This window comes from Thioalkalivibrio sp. ALE14, from assembly GCF_000376845.1.
In the GTDB taxonomy this organism is placed as follows: domain Bacteria; phylum Pseudomonadota; class Gammaproteobacteria; order Ectothiorhodospirales; family Ectothiorhodospiraceae; genus Thioalkalivibrio.
In genome coordinates this window covers 83068-102563 of record NZ_AQXY01000024.1, presented here as the reverse complement: position 1 = coordinate 102563, position 19496 = coordinate 83068, and the positions used below count along the sequence as shown (strand labels likewise).

Annotated in this window: 17 protein-coding genes; 12 read left to right on the top strand and 5 right to left on the bottom strand. The window is 69.0% G+C overall.

The features are described 5' to 3' along the window. The first annotated feature begins 25 nt into the window (after positions 1-25). The 3 genes from queG to F572_RS0104895 all read left to right on the top strand — a co-directional run bounded on the left by queG (position 26) and on the right by F572_RS0104895 (position 4599). A complete protein-coding gene (queG, locus tag F572_RS0104905) occupies positions 26-1156 on the top strand; it encodes a tRNA epoxyqueuosine(34) reductase QueG (protein ID WP_017940569.1) in 1131 nt (376 codons plus the stop codon). Positions 1157-1256: 100 nt separating this feature from the next. Next, positions 1257-3698 (top strand): EAL domain-containing protein, encoded by a 2442-nt coding sequence (locus tag F572_RS0104900; RefSeq protein WP_017940568.1) that lies wholly within the window; start codon positions 1257-1259, stop codon positions 3696-3698. A gap of 109 nt (positions 3699-3807) precedes the next feature. Further along, on the top strand, positions 3808-4599 hold the full coding sequence (locus F572_RS0104895; protein ID WP_017940567.1) for a ferredoxin--NADP reductase: 792 nt from the start codon (positions 3808-3810) through the stop codon (positions 4597-4599). A gap of 6 nt (positions 4600-4605) precedes the next feature. Here the strand turns inward: F572_RS0104895 and F572_RS0104890 are convergent, their stop codons facing one another. Both F572_RS0104890 and F572_RS14735 read right to left on the bottom strand, forming a co-directional pair. After that, a complete protein-coding gene (locus F572_RS0104890; protein WP_017940566.1) occupies positions 4606-5226 on the bottom strand; it encodes a DNA-J related domain-containing protein in 621 nt (206 codons plus the stop codon). Continuing rightward, entirely contained in the window at positions 5223-5630 is a 408-nt protein-coding gene (locus F572_RS14735; RefSeq protein ID WP_017940565.1) for a YchJ family protein, read from the bottom strand. The genes F572_RS0104890 and F572_RS14735 overlap by 4 nt, the downstream gene beginning before the upstream one ends. Before the next feature lie 128 nt (positions 5631-5758). Between F572_RS14735 and F572_RS0104880 the strand changes: the two genes are divergently transcribed. Continuing rightward, positions 5759-6604: an SDR family oxidoreductase gene (locus tag F572_RS0104880; RefSeq protein ID WP_017940564.1), complete on the top strand. Its 846-nt coding sequence runs from the start codon at positions 5759-5761 to the stop codon at positions 6602-6604. A gap of 281 nt (positions 6605-6885) precedes the next feature. Here the strand turns inward: F572_RS0104880 and F572_RS15905 are convergent, their stop codons facing one another. Then, the gene (locus tag F572_RS15905) at positions 6886-7107 is read right to left on the bottom strand and encodes a hypothetical protein (protein WP_081601978.1); all 222 of its coding nucleotides are present in this window, start codon (positions 7105-7107) and stop codon (positions 6886-6888) included. Between the two features lie 491 nt (positions 7108-7598). Here F572_RS15905 and F572_RS0104875 point away from each other — a divergent pair, with 491 nt between their 5' ends. Further along, the gene (locus F572_RS0104875) at positions 7599-10376 is read left to right on the top strand and encodes a valine--tRNA ligase (RefSeq protein ID WP_017940629.1); all 2778 of its coding nucleotides are present in this window, start codon (positions 7599-7601) and stop codon (positions 10374-10376) included. A gap of 223 nt (positions 10377-10599) precedes the next feature. On the opposite strand, the gene F572_RS0104870 is transcribed toward F572_RS0104875, so the two are convergent. Continuing rightward, positions 10600-11271 (bottom strand): YdcF family protein, encoded by a 672-nt coding sequence (locus F572_RS0104870; protein ID WP_017940630.1) that lies wholly within the window; start codon positions 11269-11271, stop codon positions 10600-10602. A gap of 10 nt (positions 11272-11281) precedes the next feature. Next, complete coding sequence (locus F572_RS0104865) at positions 11282-12595, bottom strand: NAD(P)/FAD-dependent oxidoreductase (protein WP_018175835.1); 1314 nt, start codon at positions 12593-12595, stop codon at positions 11282-11284. 219 nt (positions 12596-12814) lie between these two features. Between F572_RS0104865 and F572_RS0104860 the strand changes: the two genes are divergently transcribed. The 7 genes from F572_RS0104860 to F572_RS0104830 all read left to right on the top strand — a co-directional run bounded on the left by F572_RS0104860 (position 12815) and on the right by F572_RS0104830 (position 19483). Continuing rightward, the gene (locus F572_RS0104860) at positions 12815-13087 is read left to right on the top strand and encodes a phosphopantetheine-binding protein (RefSeq protein WP_017940632.1); all 273 of its coding nucleotides are present in this window, start codon (positions 12815-12817) and stop codon (positions 13085-13087) included. Next, positions 13084-13698: a hypothetical protein gene (locus F572_RS0104855; RefSeq protein ID WP_017940633.1), complete on the top strand. Its 615-nt coding sequence runs from the start codon at positions 13084-13086 to the stop codon at positions 13696-13698. Before F572_RS0104860 ends, F572_RS0104855 begins: the two co-directional genes overlap by 4 nt. Further along, positions 13695-15044 (top strand): AMP-binding protein, encoded by a 1350-nt coding sequence (locus F572_RS0104850; RefSeq protein ID WP_017940634.1) that lies wholly within the window; start codon positions 13695-13697, stop codon positions 15042-15044. The genes F572_RS0104855 and F572_RS0104850 overlap by 4 nt, the downstream gene beginning before the upstream one ends. Before the next feature lie 13 nt (positions 15045-15057). Next, positions 15058-15393, top strand: coding sequence for a hypothetical protein (locus F572_RS0104845; protein WP_017940635.1), 336 nt, complete (start codon positions 15058-15060; stop codon positions 15391-15393). Continuing rightward, positions 15390-16289, top strand: a complete 900-nt coding sequence (locus tag F572_RS0104840; protein ID WP_017940636.1) for a lipid A biosynthesis acyltransferase — start codon at positions 15390-15392, stop codon at positions 16287-16289. The genes F572_RS0104845 and F572_RS0104840 overlap by 4 nt, the downstream gene beginning before the upstream one ends. Continuing rightward, entirely contained in the window at positions 16276-16908 is a 633-nt protein-coding gene (locus F572_RS0104835; RefSeq protein WP_304412301.1) for a LolA-related protein, read from the top strand. Before F572_RS0104840 ends, F572_RS0104835 begins: the two co-directional genes overlap by 14 nt. Before the next feature lie 184 nt (positions 16909-17092). Continuing rightward, positions 17093-19483, top strand: a complete 2391-nt coding sequence (locus F572_RS0104830; RefSeq protein ID WP_017940638.1) for an MMPL family transporter — start codon at positions 17093-17095, stop codon at positions 19481-19483. The last annotated feature ends 13 nt before the right edge of the window (positions 19484-19496 follow it).

The following is a 19496-nucleotide window of genomic DNA, read 5'->3' as shown; positions in this document are numbered from 1 at the left end:
TTACCTCCGTCGCGGAAGCCAAATCGTGCCTCAGCGCCTCGATCCACGCCAATGCAGCGAGCTTGCCGATCGCATCCGCGACTGGGGACGCGAGCTCGGCTTCCAGGCTGTGCGCATTGCTCCCGCCGAGGTGCCCGAGGCGGACCGCCGGCACCTGGACGACTGGCTCGCACAGGGCTCGCATGGCGAGATGGGCTGGATGGCCGAGCGCGCAGCCCTGCGCCATGACCCGGACGCGCTGGTGCCCGGGGTGCAGCGCATCATCAGCGTGCGCATGGATTACTTCCCGCCGGCCACCCGACGCCCGGCCATCCAGTTAAGCGAGGGTGGCCGTGCCTATGTCTCGCGCTACGCCCTGGGCCGCGACTATCACAAGCTGCTGCGCAAGCGCCTGACCACCCTCGCGCACCGGATCGAGGCCGAGGCCGGGCCGTTCGGCTACCGCGCCTTTACCGACAGCGCCCCCATCCTGGAAAAGGCCCTGGCCGCCCGCGCGGGGCTCGGCTGGATCGGCAAGAACACCAACCTGCTGGCGCGCGAGAGCGGCTCCTGGTTCTTTCTCGGGGAACTGTTTACCGATCTGCCGCTGCCGGTCGACGAGCCGGCGGGCGAGCACTGCGGCCAGTGCACCGCCTGCCTGGAGGTCTGCCCCACGCAGGCCTTCCGCGGCCCGTATGACCTGGACGCCCGACGCTGCATCTCCTACCTGACCATCGAGCTGAAAGGCTCCATCCCCGAGGACCTGCGCCCGCTGATCGGCAACCGCATCTACGGCTGCGACGACTGCCAGCTGGTGTGCCCGTGGAACCGCTTCGCCGAGGTCTCGGCCGAACCCGACTTCATCGCCCGCCACGGGCTGGATGCGGCGAGTCTGGTCGAACTGTTCGCCTGGGACGAGGCGACCTTCCTCGCGCGTACCGAGGGCATGGCGATCCGCCGCATCGGGCACACACAGTGGCTGCGCAACATTGCCGTGGCACTGGGTAACGGCCCGACGACACCGGAGGCAGAGGCCGCGCTCGCCGCGCGCGCCGATCACCCGTCGGAACAAGTGCGCGAACACGTCGCCTGGGCCCGGGCACGGCTGCGCAACCGCAACCACGAGGCACCCTCGTCCGCGGAGACTCTTTCCCGGCTCACCCAGGCGCCCGCATAGGACGGCCGGCGCAGGTTGCCAGCACCGGCACGACCGGCGACACTCGAGGGCCAGGACACGCCCGACGGCCCCGCCCGAAGAAAGGATCCACCCCGCCGCCATGCCCGACCACCCGGACAGCACGCGTTACCAGCGGATCTTTGAACAGGCGCCCGAGGCCCACCTGGTCCTGGACCGCCAGGGCGGGATCGTCGCGGCCAACCACGCCGCCTGCGACCTGCTGGGCTATTCCCGGGCCGAGCTGACCGGCGGCGTGCACATCACCGACCTGGACCTGGGGGCCACCCAGGAGGACGTGGATCAGGCCCATTCGGACCCCAACCGCCTCCCCGCTCATTTCGAGAGCCGCTACCGCCGGCGCGACGGCAGCGCGTTTCCGGCCGAAGTCCACATCAACGCGATCCACACCGACGGCGAGATCGAGGTCTTCTCGACGGTGCGCGACATCACCCGCGAACGCCAGTCGGAACAGGCCCTCAAGCGCCTCGAGACCCAGCTGGGCGCGACCATCCGCCATGCCCCGCTGATCCTGTTCGCACTGGACGCCGACGGCCGCTTCACGCTTTCCGAAGGCGCCGGCCTCCGGGTTCTGGGACTCGAGCCGGGCGAGGTCCTCGACCGCGACGCCCGGGAAGTCTACGCCGACCAGCCCGCCGTTCTCGCCGCCGTGGAGCGCGCACTGCGGGGCGAGACCTTCGACGACGAGGTCCGTATCGGTGACATCCACCTGCGCGTCTCCTGGATGCCGTTGCCCGACGAGGAATCCAGGCGCCCCGGCGTCCTCGGCGTCGCCTGGGACATCACCTCGCTGCGGGCCGCCGAGGCGGCCACCGGGGCCGAACGCGACCGCCTGCTGACCACCCTGCAATCCATCAGCGACGCCGTCATCACCGCGGACACCCACGGCCGCCTGACCTACCTCAACCCCGCGGCCCAGACCCTGCTGGGGACGGACGCCACCCACGCCCAGGGCCTGCGGGTGGATGAACTCCTGGAACTGGAAGACACCCGCACCGGAACCAGCGTGGCCCACCCGCTGGAACAGTGCCTGAAGCTCGGGGCCACCACGGAGTCGCCCGAGCGCATCCTGCATCGCGCCGACGGCGGGGTGCGCGTGGTGCGCATGCTTGCCTCGCCGCTGCAGCGCCCGGACCAGGCGGCCCAGGGCGCAGTCATCGTGCTGCACGACCATACCGAACTGTGGCAGATGACCCAGCAACTCAATCACCAGGCCAGCCACGATGACCTGACCGGACTGTGCAACCGCCGCGAATTCGAACGGCGCCTGCAGGAGGCCCTGCATACTCTGGAGGAGGGCGAGACACCCCACACCGTGTTCTACATGGACCTCGACCAGTTCAAGATCATCAACGACACCTGCGGCCACCAGGCCGGCGACGAACTCCTGCGCGAGCTCTCCGAACGCCTGCTGCACCTGATCCGCCAGAACGACACCCTCGCGCGGCTGGGCGGGGACGAATTCGGCGTGCTGCTTTGCCACTGCCCGCTGGAGCGCGCGGAGGCGATCGCGCAGCGGATGCTGGAGACCGTCCAGTCCCTGCGTTTCGCCTGGGAAGGCCGGCGTTTCGACGTCGGCGTCAGCATCGGGCTGGTGCCGGTCACGGGCCCGGAGCAGACCCTCCCGGATATCCTCAGCCAGGCCGACTCCGCCTGTTATGCCGCCAAGGAGGAGGGGCGCAACCGGATCTACGTCTGGCAGCCCACCGACCAGGGCCTGCGCCGCCGGCGCGGGGAGATGGAATGGGTCGGGCGCATCCGTTCAGCCCTGGACGAAGGGCGCTTCTCGCTGTTCGGGCAGGCCGTCCACCCGCTGGGCCCGACCGACCCGGACCTGGCCCATATCGAGGTCCTGATGCGCCTGCGCGACGAGGACGACCGGCTGATCCCGCCGGGCAACTTCATCCCGGCCGCGGAGCGCTACCACCTGATGCCGGACATCGACCGCCACATCATTGACAGCGCCTTCGCGCTGCTGGCGCAGCATCGCGCGGCGCGCGAGGCCACGAGCCGATGCGAACCGACGCTCGCGATCAACCTCTCCGGCCAGTCGCTGGCCCAGGAGAGCATGCTCGAGTTCGTGACCGAACGCCTGCAGCACTATGCGATCCCGCCACGCTGCATCATCTTCGAGATCACCGAGACCGCGGCCATCAGCCACCACGAACGCGCCCAGAGCCTGATCCGCACCCTGCGCTACATGGGCTGCCGCTTCTCGCTGGACGACTTCGGCAGCGGGCTGTCGTCGTTCGGCTACCTGAAGACCCTGCCGGTGGACTTCATCAAGATCGACGGCAGCTTCGTGCGCGACATCGCCCACAACGCGGTGGACTCGGCCATGGTCACGGCCATCCACCGCGTGGGTCACGTGCTTGGCCTGCGCACCATCGCCGAGTGCGTGGAGTCCGAAGCCACCATGGAGCGCCTGCGCGAGATCGGGCTGGACTTCGTGCAGGGCTTCTACCTCTCGGAACCCGCCCCGCTGGAACAACACCTGGAACCCGCCGGCGACACCGCCCGCTGAAACGGCCCTGCATTTCTGAGTGTTTTCCTTGGTTTTTGCCGGCGCTTTCGCGACTGGAACCGCGACTTGCTAGCGTGATGGCAAACCAGAAACGGAAAACCACGCACCCATGCCGTATTCGGAAGAACGCATCACCTCCACCCGGCGCTGGTCGGACAAGACCTTCAGCTTCACCACCACGCGGCCGGAGGGGCTGGAATTCAAGAACGGGCAGTTCGTGACTCTGGGGCTGCGCCCCGAGGGCAAGCTGATCCCGCGCGCCTACTCGATCGTCTCCGAACCCGAGGCCGAGGAACTGGAGTTCCTGAGCATCCACGTGCCGGACGGCGCGCTGACCAGCCGCCTGGCCCAGGCCGGGCCGGGTGATTCGATCTGGATCAATAGTAAGGTCACCGGCTCGCTCACCTTCGACTACGTGCAGCCGGGCCGCACGCTGTACATGCTGGCCACGGGCACCGGCCTGGCCCCGTTCATCTCGCTGATCCGCAGCCCCGAGCTGTTCGAACACTTCGACAACGCAGTGCTGGTGCACAGCGTGCGTACGGTGGAAGAACTGGCCTACCGCCAGGAGATCGAGTCGTTGATCAGCGACCGCCTGCGCTACGTGCCCACCGTGACCCGCGAGAACCACGACTTCGCCTGCCCGATCGCCCAGCAGCCGTACGACAACAACCAGCGCGGCGCCGACATGTTCCGCTCCGGCGAACTGAGTCGTATCCTCGACCTGCCCCCGGCGGACCCGGAACAGGATCGCGTGATGCTGTGCGGCAACCCGGCGATGAACCGCGAGATGAGCGAGTGGCTCACCGAGCACGGCTGGACCCAGACCAACTACAAGGGGGTCGGGACCTTCACCGTCGAGCAGGCCTTCGTGACCACGATGTCCGACTCGGACGACTGACTCCGGTCAGGCCCCGCCCAGCAGGATCCAGCGGGCGGCATTGATCCGCTGCAAGGTTGCGGTGTCGCCGCCCCGGTCGGGGTGGTGGCGCTGCGCCATGCGGCGGTACTGCCGCTGGATGGCAGCGGCATCCACCGGGTCCGCCAGCTCCAGCACTGCCAGGGCCTGCTCGCGCTTCTGGTCGCGCCCCAGACGCATCCAGAATTCACCCAGCAGCGTCTCCACCGCCGCGGCGTCCATGCTGTCCAAACGATCCAGATCCAGGTAATAGGCCCGCAGCGGATCCTGCAAGGCCGGCATAGCGCCGCCCCAGGCCCCACTGGACCCGGGCGTGTGCGGCATCGACTCGATGCCGATATCCAGGCAGTGAATGCGCAACCACTCGCCCTCGCCGGCCAGGCGGTCGCGCAGCCGGTACAGGCAGTGGAACAAAAGGAAGTGCGTCTGGAACAGGCTCAGAGGCTCCTGCAGACGCGCCCCGGCGAAGGGCTCGATCCCCGCCTCCCGCAACTGCGCGATCAGCGTGTGCTCGGTCATCCCCGACGACCGTGCTCGCAGATACTCCAGCACCCGCTCCAGCAGCGCCGCATCTACCGGCGACCCGGCCGTGCCGCCGGCCTCGCTCATGTCCCGGGAAATGCCCCGTCGACATAGACCCAGCACCCTGCCTCGCGGCGAAAGCGGCTACGCTCGTGCAGGCGCACACCCTGTCCTCGCACTCGGGATCGCGCCACGAATTCCACATACCCCTCGGCATCATCCGCCCCGCCCGCCTCCGTCGCGCGGATCGAAAGCCCCAGCCAGCGCTGATCGGGGTCCAGCGCCAGCGACGCCGGCCGCGTCTCCGGCGCCCAGGTCGCCAGCAAGTAGTCCTCGCGCCCTTCGACAAAGGCCGTGTAGCGCGAGCGCATCAGGGCCTCCGCCGTCGGGGCCGGGGTCGTGCCATCGAGGTACAGGCCGCAGCAGGCCGCCCGTGCCTGGCCGGACCTGCAGGCGCACGCATCACGCTTTTTCTGGCTGGACTTGCCCAAACTGAACCTTCCGTCTTCTGGGGACCAACCAGAATGCCCGACCCGCTGGCCCGGGTGAACCCTTGTTTCCGGGCTGGTCTTTCCACCGCGAAGCCGGTAGCGTGCGAAGCACGATCCCGGAGGGAACAATGGCCAACATCCTCATCATGGGCTGCGGCGATCTTGGCTGCGCGGTCGGAGACCGCCTCGCCGCCGACGGCCACGACGTCTGGGGCCTGCGCCGGCGGCCGGAGCAAATCCCCGAACCCATCCAGCCCCTGGCCGGCAACTTCTCGGTGGCGGATGGCCTGCCAGAACTGCCGCCGGCGCTCGACACCGTCTACTTCATCGCCACCCCGGGCGAGTTCACCGAGGCCGCGTACCGCCGCGCCTATATCGACGGCCTGCGCAACACCCTGGCCGCCCTGGTGCGCGCGCAGCAACAGCCGCGGCGCATCGTGTTCGTCTCCAGCACCTCGGTCTTCGGGGCCGACGACGGGCGCTGGGTCGACGAGGACAGCCCCACGGAGCCGACCCGCTTCTCCGGGCGCTGCCTGCGCGAGGCCGAACAGCTGCTGGCCGACAGCCCCTTCCCCGGCGTGGTGGTGCGCTTTGGCGGGATCTACGGCCCGGGGCGCGAATACCATCTGCGCAAGGTACGCGAGGGCATTCGCGGCCAGCACGAGGCGCCGGTCTGGACCAACCGCATCCACCGCGATGACTGCGTGGGCCTGCTGACCCATCTGTTCCAGCTGGACGATCCCGAGCCGCTTTATCTGGGTGTGGATGACGAACCCGCCCTGCGCCACGATCTGCTGGCCTGGCTGGCGCAGGCGATGGAGATCGATCCGCCGGGGGCGCCGCCGATGCCGGAGGGCGCGGTCTCCGGCAAGCGCTGTCGCAACGCGCGCCTGCATGCGAGTGGCTATCGCCTGCAGTATCCCGACTACCGCGTCGGCTACCGCGCCCTGCTCGACCAGCTCGCCATCACCTGAGCCGCCTCCTCGCCACGCAATGGCTCGGGCGTATTCATCCTCTCGTGTTTACGTTGCCTTCGGGACGCCGCCTGCCTTGTTCGGGCTGGCCCCGGTTCGTCGTCCGGTGTTTACGGTGCCTCCGGTCCGCCGCCTGCCATGCGCTGACTCGCCAGCGCGCCGCGAGATACTTTCTTGCTTGCCCAAGAAAGTACCCAAAGAAGGGCACCCGGATTCCGCCCGGGAACCTTGCTCCAGGGCCCTCGGGCCGGCGGCGCTGAACTCGCTACGCTGCGCTCCGCTCAGACATCCAGCGCCCCGAATTTGTATAAAACGGGCCGGCCCGAGAACCCTTCCGCAAGGGGCTCCATACGGGAGGCGAAGGTCAAAACAGCAGGTATTCCGGCCCCGTGGCATAACAATAGGCACAGCAGCCCGAACGCCCTCGGCGCCCGCTGCGCGGGCGCGGCACGCCATGGCCGCAGGCCGAGCGTGCCGAAGATGCCGGAACAGCCTGCCTCCAGCCAATGGCGCAGACCTCCTGATCGCCGTTGTCTTGACCTGCCTCCCCGTTGTCGTCGCGCCGAGTGGAGAGGGTTTTCGCGGGAGACAAGGCGCTGGATGTCTGAGCGGAGCGCAGCGTAGCGAGTTCAGCGCCGCCCGCGAAAAGTCTCGGAGCGAGGGAAACCCCGGCCCGCACAGCGGGCCGGGGTCGCGGCAGTCGGGCGTGTTTCTTGGGTACTTCTTTGCACGAGCAAAGAAGTACCTCGCGGCGCGCTCGCGAGTGAGCGCCTGGCAGGCGGCGGACCGGAGCCACCGTAAACACCCTGCGACGAACCAGGCCCAGTCACAGCGAGGCAGGCGGTGCCCCGACAGCAGCGCAACCACCAGAGGACCAGCCGGGGCCCGCATACGCGGGAGGCCACGACCAACGGCGGATGCCCCGGGCGGCGCGCGCGCCGCGCCGTTATAATGCGCGGCTTTCCCCCATTCCGACCCGAGCGCGCCCGCGATCATGGACAAGAGCTTCGACCCCAAGAGCATCGAGCAGACCCAGTACGAACGCTGGGAGGCCGCGAACATCTTCGCGCCGCCGGCCACGGGCGAGGCCAACTACTGCATCCTGCTGCCGCCGCCAAACGTCACCGGCACGCTGCACATGGGGCATGCCTTCCAGCACACCCTGATGGATACCCTGATCCGCTACCGCCGCATGCACGGCGACCGCACCCTGTGGCAGGGCGGCACCGACCACGCCGGGATCGCCACCCAGATGGTGGTCGAGCGCCAGCTGGGCGCCGACGGCAAGAGCCGCCACGACCTCGGGCGCGAGCAGTTCCTCGAGGCGGTCTGGGACTGGAAGGGCCAGTCCGGCGGCACCATTACCCGCCAGATGCGCCGGTTGGGCGATTCGGTGGACTGGTCGCGCGAGCGCTTCACCATGGACGATGGCCTGTCCCACGCGGTGCGCGAGGTCTTCGTACGCCTGCATGACGAGGGCCTGATCTATCGCGGCAAGCGCCTGGTCAACTGGGACCCGGTGCTGCACACCGCGCTGTCCGATCTCGAGGTGCTGTCGGAGGAAGAGGCCGGCCACCTGTGGCACTTCCGCTATCCGCTGGCCGACGGCTCCGGCCACCTGACCGTGGCCACTACACGCCCGGAAACCATGCTGGGCGACACCGCCGTCGCAGTGCATCCGGAGGACGAGCGCTACCAGCACCTGATCGGCAAGACGATCCGGCTGCCGCTGGTCGGGCGCGAGATCCCGATCATCGCCGACGACTATGTCGAGGCCGAGTTCGGCTCCGGCTGTGTGAAGATCACCCCGGCGCACGACTTTAACGACTACGCGATGGGGCAGCGCCACGACCTGCCGGTGATCAACATCCTGACCATCGACGCCTGTCTGAACGAGAACGTCCCCGAGGCCTACCAGGGCCTGGATCGCTATGAGGCGCGCAAGCGCGTGGTCGCGGATCTCGAGGCCGAGGGCCTGCTGGAGAAGATCAACGACCACAAGCTGATGGTCCCGCGCGGCGACCGCTCCGGCACCGTGGTCGAGCCCTACCTGACCGACCAGTGGTACGTGAAGGCCGGCCCGCTGGCCGAACCGGCGATCAAGGCGGTGGAGGACGGCCGCATCCGCTTCGTGCCGGAGAACTGGTCGAAGACCTACTTCGAGTGGATGCGCAACATCGAGGACTGGTGCATCTCGCGCCAGATCTGGTGGGGCCACCGCATCCCGGCCTGGTACGACAATGATGGCAACGTGTACGTCGGGCGCTCCGAGACCGAGGTGCGCGAAAAGCACGGCCTGGGCGCCGAGGTGGCGCTGGAACAGGACGAGGACGTGCTGGACACCTGGTTCAGCTCGGCGCTATGGCCGTTCTCCACGCTCGGCTGGCCGGAGCAGACGCAGGAGCTGAAGGACTTCTACCCGACCAGCGTGCTGGTCACCGGCTTCGACATCATCTTCTTCTGGGTCGCCCGCATGATCATGATGGGCGAACACTTCATGGGGGATGTGCCCTTCCGCGAGGTCTACGTCACCGGCCTGATCCGCGACTCGGAAGGCCAGAAGATGTCCAAGTCCAAGGGCAACGTGATCGACCCGATCGACCTCATCGACGGCATCAGCGCCGACGATCTGGTGGCCAAGCGCACCCGCGGCCTGATGCAGCCGCAGATGGCGAAGAAGATCGAGAAGACCACACGCAAGGCCTTCCCCGACGGCTTCCCCGCCTTCGGCACCGATGCCCTGCGCTTCACCCTGGCGGCACTCGCCACCACCGGGCGCGACATCAAGTTCGACCTCGGCCGCATCGAGGGCTACCGCAATTTCTGCAACAAGCTGTGGAACGCCTCGCGCTTCGTGCTGATGAACGTCGAGGGCCACGACTGCTCGGCCGCGGCCGATACCGCGGAGCACCGCACGCTGGCCGACCGCTGGATCCTTGACCGTCTGGCCGCCACCGCCGCGACCGCCACGCAGCAACTGGATGCGTACCGTTTCGACCTCGCCGCGCAGACGCTCTACGAGTTCACCTGGCACGACTACTGCGACTGGTACCTGGAGCTGACCAAGCCGGTCCTGAACGACGAGGCCACGCCGGAGGCGGTCAAGCGCGCCACGCGCAACACGCTGGTGACCGTGCTCGAGGCCCTGCTGCGCCTGCTGCACCCGGTGATGCCGTTCATCACCGAGGCGATCTGGACCAATGTGAAGCCGCACGCCGGCATTGGCGACGACACCGAGTTCCTGGTGCAGCGCCCCTGGCCGGCGCGCGACGGCTTCCCGCGTGACGCGACCGCCACGGCCGAGCTCGACTGGGTGAAGGACTTCATCACCGGGCTGCGCCGCATCCGCGCGGAGATGGACATCGCCCCGGGCAAACCGCTGCCGGTGCTGGTGAAGAACTGGAACGACGCCGACCAGGAGCGCTATGCGCGCCACCGCGGCCTGCTGGAGTTCCTCGCCAAGCCCGAGAGCGTCACCTGGCTGAACGCCGCCGACGAGGCGCCGGAATCCGCGATGGCCTTGGTCGACGACATGCAGCTGCTGATCCCGCTGGCCGGCCTGATCGACAAGGATGCCGAGCTGGCACGCCTGGACAAGGAGATCGCCAAGCTCGACAAGAACCTCGAGCAGAGCGAGAAGCGGCTTTCCAACGCGAGCTTCGTCGACCGGGCCCCGGCCGAGGTGGTGCAGAAGGAGCGCGACCGCGTCGCCGAGATGCACGCCACCCGCGACCAGCTCGCCGCCCAGCGCGAACGCATCCGCGCGATGTAAGGGCCTGTCACCACAGGGCGCGCGGAAAAGACCCAAAAAGCATTTACAGGAAGATGGGAAGACAGGAAGGGTTGGGTGTCGAGTCTGACTGAGCGCCGGGCTATGCCCAAGGCGGTTTCCTCCGGTCAGCGCCCATCAATCCCTGTTTATCTTCCGATCTTCGCGTCTTCCTGTTGATCGCCTTTGACCTTCGGCGCCACTTCAGGTGCTTTGAGGTGAGCAATCAGCTGATGCGTTCGAGCATGCCGCGGTGGCGGATCAGGCGGGCGAAGCCCCGGCCCACGTGATACCAGTGGAGCATCCAGGCCTCCCGCGCCAGCCGGGCCGCCGATACCCGCGAGCCCAGCTCGGCCGGACAGGGGCAGACGTGCAACCCCATGCCACGTGCCATCGCCGCCGACCGGGCGAGATGGAAACGGCTGGTAATCAGCACCAGCGGCTCGTCGTCATGCGGCTCCCGTGCCAGCAGGTCGCGCGCGTTGCGCAGGTTCTCCAGGGTGTGCCGGGAGGCATCCTCCGTCTGGATGCGCTCGGAGGCAATGCCGCGGCGGCGCAGAAATGCAGCACCTGCGGCGGCCTCGGTCGGACCCTCCGGGGACGTCTGCCCGCCCAGCACGAGGATCCGGGCCTCGGGGTTGCGCCGCGCCAGACGCGCCGCGCGCAACAGACGCAGGCGGTACCCCGGACCCGGCACCCCGGCCTCCAGTTGCTGCCCCAGCACGAGGATGCAGCGGCCCCTTCCGGGGCAGCGAAGCCGTCGCGACCAGCGCAGGGCATGGGTCCACAGCAGCAGCCAGGACAGGCCGCCGGTCGCCAGGATCAGCAGATTGGAAAGCGCGAAGGTGGCCAGGCCATCCGGGCCGATGCGCCGAAGTCCTACCCGCGTCGTTCCCATGGCGGCCGAGTCAGGCCTCGTCTTCGGGCGTCGTGCCGCCGGTGAAATGCAGCCGCGCGTTGCGCCGGCGCCGCGCCCAGAAGCCCAGGGCGCGCGGCAGGTTCAGTGCCATCTGGGTGTAGTAGACCGCCTTGAAGGCGCGCAGTGACCACTGTACCCGGGTGTTGCGATAGACATCGCCGGCGAGCAGGGAGATCACCGCCTGCTCCATGCCCAGGGTGTTGCGCGGCCCCATGAACAGCTTGCGCATCACCGGGCTGTTGAAGCGGTAGATCAGCCAGGAGAAGCGGCGCACGCCACGGCGCACATCGCGCTCGAAGGCGCGCAGGTAGCGACCGGCACGCGCCGGGTGCTCCAGGCAGCGGTCCACGGCGTCGGCGGCGCGGAAGCCCCCCGACATGGCGATATACACCCCACTGGAAAACACCGGATCGACAAAGGTGAAGGCATCGCCCACCAGCAGGTAGCCCGGACCGTGGGCGCGGCTGGAGCGGTAGGAGAAATTGCCGGTGGCATTGACCGGGCCCGCCAGCTCCGCCCCCTGCATCCGCTCGAAGGCGGGTGGGCAGAGCTTCAGCGTCTCCCACAGGAAGGCCTCGGGCTTGGTCCGGCGGGTCTTCAGGTATTCCGGGAAGCAGACCGCCCCGACGCTCATCGCCCCGTCGCGCAGCGGGATCATCCAGATCCAGCCATGCTGGAACCAGTAGATGCTGATGTTGCCGGCATCGCGTCCGGGGCGGCGTGGCACGTGATTGAAGTGTCCGAAGATCGCGGCGCTGTTGTGTTCGGGATTGCGCGCCTTGAGATCCAGGCGGCGGGCCAGGAAGGTATCACGGCCGGAGGCGTCCACCACGAAATCGGCTTCGAACGCCAGGGTGTTGCCGGCCGCGTCGCGGGCGGTGACCTGCTGGGTCCCGCCCCTGGCCGGGTCGGCGAGGGCAACGTCGGAGACCGTCACCTCTTCCAGAACCCGGACGCCCAGACGCGCACTGTTCTCCAGCAGCAGGTGATCGAATTCCGAGCGCCGCACCTCATAGGCGGAGGCGGGTGTGTCGTCGTTCAGGGCGCGTTCGAAGTAGTAGGTGCGTGGCGTGTCGGGGGCCTCGGGAATGGTGAACTCGGCCCCGTGCTTGGGGATGCCGATGGTCTGCACCGCCTCGGCAATACCGAGCTCCTCGAACAGCGGCATGTTCATCGGCAGCAGGGACTCGCCGATGTGGAAACGCGGGTGCCGGGCCTTCTCCAGCAGCACCACGTCACGGCCCTTCTGCGCCAGCCGGGCCGCCACGGTGGAACCGGCAGGCCCGCCTCCAATCACCAACACCTGGCAGCGGCCGTCGGTTGCGGCTTCCTGTCCCGGTTGTCTCAAGTCACGTCTCCACTTACCCGACCGCGGCCCCAGAACGACGCCCCGGGCTGGTCGCGAGGGTACCACGGGCCCCGTGGTGTCGGTATCATCGGCGCCGGGCAGGAAGACCGCAGTGCAAATCGAAAGTTCGCACGCCGTCACAAAACACCACTCATTTTTCCACAGGGGGAACACGTGGCATCGCAAACAGCGTTCGAACAGGAAGTCGGCCAACTGATCGTGGACAGTCTTAACCTGGAAGATGTCGCGCCGGAGGACATCGAACCCGAGGATGCACTGTTCCGGGAAGGCCTGGGGCTCGACTCCATCGATGCCCTGGAGCTGGCGCTCGCGATCTCGCGTGCCTACGGCGTTCAAATCCGCTCGGACGACGAGAACAACCGCCAGATCTTCGCCTCCCTGCGCGCCCTGAGCTCCCACATCGAGGCGAACCGGGCCGCGTCGTGAACACCCCGCTCGCCGCCAGCGTGGCCCTGAGCTACCCGGTCGCGGTCATCCTCGGCGTCATGCTCGAGATCCCCCTGTTGCCGCTGGTCATCCTGGCGACCCTGATCCTGGTGACGGTCTGGGGCTCGCTGGCCATCACCGGTCGCGGCGTACTGGCTGTCATCCTGGCCCTGGGCATTGCGGTGCTGCTACTCGGCGGGGTGGCCAACTGGGTGCTCTATGCCCTCCCGGTACTGATCATGGGGCTGCTGTCGCTCCTGTTCGCCCGCTCGCTGCGCGCCCGTTCCACTCCGTTGATCACGCGTTACGCCCTGGCCATGGGGGCCTCCGACACCCCCGCGGTGCATCGCTACACCCGCAACCTGACCGTCACCTGGGCCGTACTTTGCGGCGCCCTGGCGATCGTCTCCGCGTGGCTTGCGCTGTTCGCACCCGCGACCATCTGGGCGCTGTTCGCCAACGGGATCAACTATCTGCTGCTCGCCGGGTTGTTCCTGCTGGAGTACCCATTGCGCCGCTGGCTGCTGCGCGACGAGCCCCGTAACGGCTTCCTGGCCTACCTCGTGGAACTGGCGCGGGTCGACCACCACCGGATGCTGAGGCACCCGTGACGGACACCCGACCGAACCTGCGACCCCTGATCGCCGACACCCCCGCACCGCTGGCGCGCATCGGCGAACGGTGGATCCCGCGCGCGGCCTTTCTCGCCGATGTGCAGGCACTGGCCGAGCGGATGCCATCGGCCCGGGCGGCCTTCAACCTGTGCCAGGACCGCTACCATTTCGCGGTGGCCTTCGCCGCGATCCTGCTGCGCGGCCAGATGAACCTGCTGCCCCCGAATCGCGGGCGCACCACCCTGGCCGAGATCGCCAGTCAGTACCCGGACGCCGTCGCGCTGGTGGACGGTCCGGACGCCGAGATTGCGATCCCGATCCTGCGGGTGTCCGCCTGCGGCGAGGCCGGCGAGGCCACGGGTCCGATCCCGGAGATCCCCGGCACCCAGACCGCCGTGCTGGCCTTTTCCTCCGGCAGCACCGGCGCCCCCACGGCGCATGCACGCAGCTGGGAGGCCCTGCATGCGGTCAGCTCCCAGGCGCTGAAGGCGTTTGCGTTGACGGGCGCCCCGGCGCCCACTCTGGTTGGCACGGTCCCGCCGCAGCATATGTACGGTCTGGAGTCGACCGTCCTGTATGCCCTGCTGGGCCCCACCGCCCTGCTGGCCGGACGTCCGTTCTACCCCGGCGACGTACGCGCGGCACTGACCGATTGTGCCCCGGCCGTTCTGGTCACCACACCCTTTCACCTGAAGGCCTGCCTGCGCGCCGGCCTCGAATGGCCGTCACCGGCGCGCATCCTGTGTGCCACCGCGCCACTGGACCCGGAAACCGCCGGCCAGGCCGAGCGCGTGTTCGGCTGTCGTCTGGACGAGATCTACGGCTGCACCGAGGCGGGGGCCATCGCCACTCGCCGGACCACGCGCGAGGCCGACTGGACCACCTATACCGGGGTGCGCATCCATGCCGGGGACGACGGGCGCGCCCGGGTTCAAGGTCCGCAACACCCCGAACCGGTGCCGCTGCCGGACCATATCGAGGTCCGGGATGCGGGCCATTTCCGCATGGAGGGGCGCCTGGCCGATCAACTCAACCTTGCCGGCAAGCGCGCCTCGCTGGCCGACCTGAACCGGCGACTGAACGCGATCCCCGGGGTACTCGACGGCGTGTTCATCCCGCCGGATCCCGAAGCCGAGACCCGGGGCGTGACCCGCCTGGCGGCGCTGGTTGTCGCGCCGGAGCGCAGCGAGGCCGAGATCCAGGCGGCCCTGTCGGAATGCATGGACCCGCTGTTCCTGCCGCGCCCGCTGGTGCGGGTCGAGCATCTGCCACGCTCGGCCACCGGCAAGCTGCCACGCCAGGTGCTGCTGGACCTGCTCGCCCACCACGGCCAGTGCGCCTGAACCGCCGGCCGTCATGCAGCCGCCTGCCGTCCAGTCCGCCGTCCGCCGCATTGGCGCCGAGCACCCGTCCCTGCCCGGACACTTCCCCGGGCACCCGGTCGTGCCCGGCGTGGTGATTCTCGACCAGGTCGCCGCGGTGGCCCGTGCCCACGGCCTCGGGCCGGTCGAGGCCCTGCCCCAGGTCAAGTTCCTCGCCCCCCTGGGGCCCGAGACGGCATTCCGCATCGAGATCGACCCACCCGGGCGCGGCGGCCGCCAGGCCTTCCGTGTCGTCGCGGCCGAAGGCGAATCGCCGGTCACCTTCTGTTCCGGCCAGCTGGTCACGATCCACGACACCCCATCCCCATGAGCCGCGCCTGGTTCCAGCAGGCGGAACGGGGCTCGCCTCTGGCCCTGCGCATCATCCTGTGGGTGGCCCTGAATATGGGCCGTCGCGCCAGCCGCGCCCTGCTGTATCCAATCACCGCCTATTTCCTGCTGTTCGCCCCGCAATCGCGCCGCCACAGCCGCAATTACCTGCGCCGCGTCCTCGAACGCGAGCCGCGCCTGGCCGACCTGGCGCGACACCTGCACAGCTTCGCCGCGGTGATCCTGGACCGGGTCTTCCTGCTCGCCGGCCAGGACGCCTGCCTGGATATCCGGGTACACAACCGCGAGGCCTTCCTGGAACACGTGGACAGCGGCCGTGGCGCGATCCTGCTCGGCGCCCATCTGGGCAGCTTCGAGGCCCTGCGCGCGCTGGCGGTCGGCAAATACGACTTTCCCGTGCGGGTCCTGATGTACAACGACCACAACCAGAGCATCACCCAGTTCCTGGAGGCCCTGAACCCCGAGGTCGCCGCGTCGGTGATCCCCCTGGGGCGTACCGAGACCCTGATCCAGGCCCGCGAGTGCCTCGATCGCGGCGAGCTGATTGCCACCCTGGGCGACCGCGTGGCCGAGAGCGACAAGATGGTCGCCTGCAACTTCCTCGGCGACACGGCTCTGTTCCCGCAGGGACCCCTGTTGCTGGCTGCCGTGCTCAAGGTGCCGGTGATCCTCTGCTTCGGGCTCTATCGCGGCGGCAACCGCTACGATATCTTCTTCGAGCCCTTTGCCGAGACCATCGACGCCCCCCGCGGACAACGCGACGAGGTCCTGGCGCAGTGGGTACAGCGCTATGCCGACCGCCTGGAAGCCCGGGTGCGAGAAGCCCCGTACAACTGGTTCAACTTTTATGATTTCTGGGACGATGCATCCCCATAGGCAGAGTCCGCGGCACGTCCCGCGATCCGGCCCGCGCCTCCGCCGGGCCGCCGCGGCGGTGATCCTGTTGGCCGGCCTGCTCGCGCCGCTGGCGGCGACCCCGGCGGAAGACACCCTCGGGCCCCTCCTCGACGCCCTGGCGACCGACCGTACCGCTACCCTCGCGTTCGAGGAACGCCGCGACGATCCGATGCTGGAATTCCCGGAGATTCGTTCGGGCTCGCTGGCCTTCGACCCGCCCGACACCCTGGTCCGCCAGGTCGAGGGGCCGCGCGGCGAGACCGTGCACATCGAGGGCGACACCCTGACCCTGGAGCGCCGCGGTGCGAGCCGCGAGATCAACCTGAACGAACAGCCCGCCCTTGCCACCCTCGCCGGGCTGTTCCGCGCCCTGCTGAACGGTGACCGCGAGACACTGGAGGCCGACTTCGAGATCGAAGTCACGGGCGACATGGAGGCCTGGACCCTGGAACTCGTCCCACGGGACCGCGCCTTGCGCCGTATGGTCCCCGAACTGACCCTGAAGGGCGCCGACGGCGAGCTGCGCGAACTGGTCACCGTCGAGGCCGGCGGACACCACAGCCGCATGCGCTTCGAACCCCCGCAGTACGCGGACTAGGGAAACACTGATCAATGTGCACGCTCGCGTTGGCAGACCAACCCTTCGGGCGTTCCTGTGGCGCTCCGCTGCGGCGTTGCGGCGCTTGCCAAGGGCTACGGCCATTGCCTGCGCACCGCGCCTTGCAGCGAAACGCCACAGGAGCGCTGAACCCGCAATGACCCCATTGAAGGACCACTAGCCCTTGCTGCGCCGGTACCTCTCCCGCGTTGCCCTGACACTCTGGCTGGCCGCCCTGCTCCTGGCCACGCTCACGCTGGCCCTGCGCGGGGAACTGGTCACCGATCTGCAAGGCTTTGCCCCGGACCCGGTCAGCGCCGACGGCGTCGCGCTGGACCCCGGGGCCGGCCCGGCCGGGCGCATCCTGCTGCTGGCCATCGAAGGCGGCGGGGCGCGCGAACGGGCCGCCGCCAGCGACGCCCTGGTCGCCGCACTGCAGGAGGCCCCGGAGATCGCGGACATCCAGAACGGCCGTCTGGACCCCGACGATCCGGCGCTGGATTTCCTGATCGAGCATCGCTACCTGCTAAGCCCCCGGGTCGAGCCCGAGCGCTTCAGCCCGGAGCGCCTGCGCGAACACCTCCAGGCGCGTCGGGACGACCTCGCCAGCGCCGTGCCCGAACTGCCGCGGGAACTGATCCCGCGCGACCCCACCGCCGAGACACGGGCCGTCCTGGAACAGCTGGCTGCCACCGGCGGCCGGGCCACGACCGGGCCCGAAGGCGTCTGGGTCTCCCCCGACCGGGAACGGGCCTTGCTGGTACTGCGCAGCGCCGCCGACGGGATGGACCTGGATGCCCAACAGGCCCTGATCGAACGCGCCCACATGGCCTTCACCGAGCGCGCTGCGCCCGGCCTGGAGCTGCAGATCGCCGGGCCAGCGGTGATCGCGGTGGAGTCGCGCGCCACCATCCGTGGCGAGGTTACCTGGATCACCACCGGCGCCAGTGTCGCGCTCGCGGTCCTGCTGCTGGCCGTGTTCCGGCACCCGCACCCGGTCTGGCTGGCGGCCGTACCGCTGGCCAGCGGCATCCTGATCGCGGCGGCGGTGGTCACGCTGGTCTTCGGGCACCTGCACGGGATCGCGCTTGCCTTCGGTATCACCGTTCTCGGCATTGCCCTGGACTACCCCCTGCATCTGTTCGCCCACGCTCAGCGAGACCCCGATCAAGACGCCGGGGAAGAACGCCTCCTCCAGACCGCACGCGAACTTTGGCCGGCCATCGCGCTGGGGGCCGGCAGCACGGTACTGGTGTACGCCCTGATGGCGATGACCGGCTTCTCCGGCATGGCGCAGCTGGGACTGTTTGTGCTGACTGGCGTAGCTGTGGCCGCCATCACCACCCGCTGGGTCCTGCCACTGCTGGTCCCCGCCCGGCTGCGACGCGAAGGTCTGCCGCCTCTGCGTCTGCCCGTGCCGGCGGCAGTGGCCCAACCCCCGGTCATGGCGCGCTGGGGAATTGCGCTGCTGGCCCTGGCCGCCGTGATCGTGGTGGCCAGTGCCGACCCCTTCCCCTGGGAGGACCGGTTGTCGGCCCTGCACCCGGTGCCCGAGGAGCAGGTCGCGCTGGACCAGGAACTGCGGGGCGCGCTGGGACTGCCGGACGTCCGCCATGCCCTGCTGGTCACCGGCGACACCCCGGAGCACGCCCTGCGCGCCAGCGAGGCCCTGGTGCCGGGGCTGGAAGCTCTGCGCGAGGCGGGGGCTCTGGAAGGCTTCGCACACGCCGCCGACGTGCTGCCAAGCCAGGCCCTGCAGCGCAAGCGGCAGGCCGCTCTGCCGGAGCCCGGCGTACTGCGCGAGCGCCTGGAGGTCGCGCAGACGGGCCTCGGGTTCCGCGACGAGGCCTTCGCACCGTTCGTGGAGGACATCGCGACGGCCCGCCAGCAGGCCCTTCTGGCACCGGGGACCCTGCCCGACGGACCGCTGCGCCACGCCCTGGACCCCCTGCTCCAGTCGCATGACGGAGACACCGGCTGGGTCGCCTGGGTCCGCCTGCAGGGCGTCCATGACGCCGCGGCCCTGGCCGCCTGGGCCGCGGATGACCGCCTGACCGACACACCGGAGCTCGACGGAGTCGGCGTGCGCCATATCGACTTCTTCCGCGCCTCCGAAGAGCTGGTGATCGGCTTTCGCGACGAGGCCCTGCAGCGTCTGGCACTGGGGCTGGTCGCGGTCGCGCTCCTGCTGCTGGCCGTGACCCGGGCGCCCGGGCGCAGCCTGCGCATCCTCACGGCCGTCGGCACCGGGTTGCTGCTGACCCTCGCCACCCTGATCCTCCTGGGCATCCAGCTGTCGCTGTTCCACCTGATCGCGCTGCTGCTGATCACCGGGCTGTGCCTGGACTACGCGGTGTTTTTCAGCCGCCCGCTGCGGGATGCCGCCGCGCGCCTGCGCAACCTGCGCTCGGTCAGCGTCTGCGCACTGTCGACCCTGGTCGTATTCGGCTTGTTAGCCCTTTCCAGCCTTCCGGTCTTGCAGGCCATGGGTCTCACCGTGGTGCTGGGCGTGGTATTTTCCTTCCTCGCGGCGGCCCTGCTGGCCCCCGCGGTCATACACCGAGATACCGCCTGATGCCAACTCACCC

Excerpts from the sequence above, each read along its gene's own strand:
- F572_RS0104840 (WP_017940636.1), top strand. The coding sequence starts at position 15,390 with ATGAGCCGCGCCTGGTTCCAGCAGGCGGAACGGGGCTCGCCTCTGGCC.
- F572_RS0104890 (WP_017940566.1), bottom strand. The coding sequence starts at position 5,226 with ATGAGCGAGGCCGGCGGCACGGCCGGGTCGCCGGTAGATGCGGCGCTG.
- F572_RS0104880 (WP_017940564.1), top strand. The coding sequence starts at position 5,759 with ATGGCCAACATCCTCATCATGGGCTGCGGCGATCTTGGCTGCGCGGTC.
- F572_RS0104870 (WP_017940630.1), bottom strand. The coding sequence starts at position 11,271 with ATGGGAACGACGCGGGTAGGACTTCGGCGCATCGGCCCGGATGGCCTG.
- F572_RS0104900 (WP_017940568.1), top strand. The coding sequence starts at position 1,257 with ATGCCCGACCACCCGGACAGCACGCGTTACCAGCGGATCTTTGAACAG.
- F572_RS0104875 (WP_017940629.1), top strand. The coding sequence starts at position 7,599 with ATGGACAAGAGCTTCGACCCCAAGAGCATCGAGCAGACCCAGTACGAA.
- F572_RS0104835 (WP_304412301.1), top strand. The coding sequence starts at position 16,276 with ATGCATCCCCATAGGCAGAGTCCGCGGCACGTCCCGCGATCCGGCCCG.
- F572_RS0104845 (WP_017940635.1), top strand. The coding sequence starts at position 15,058 with ATGCAGCCGCCTGCCGTCCAGTCCGCCGTCCGCCGCATTGGCGCCGAG.
- F572_RS0104895 (WP_017940567.1), top strand. The coding sequence starts at position 3,808 with ATGCCGTATTCGGAAGAACGCATCACCTCCACCCGGCGCTGGTCGGAC.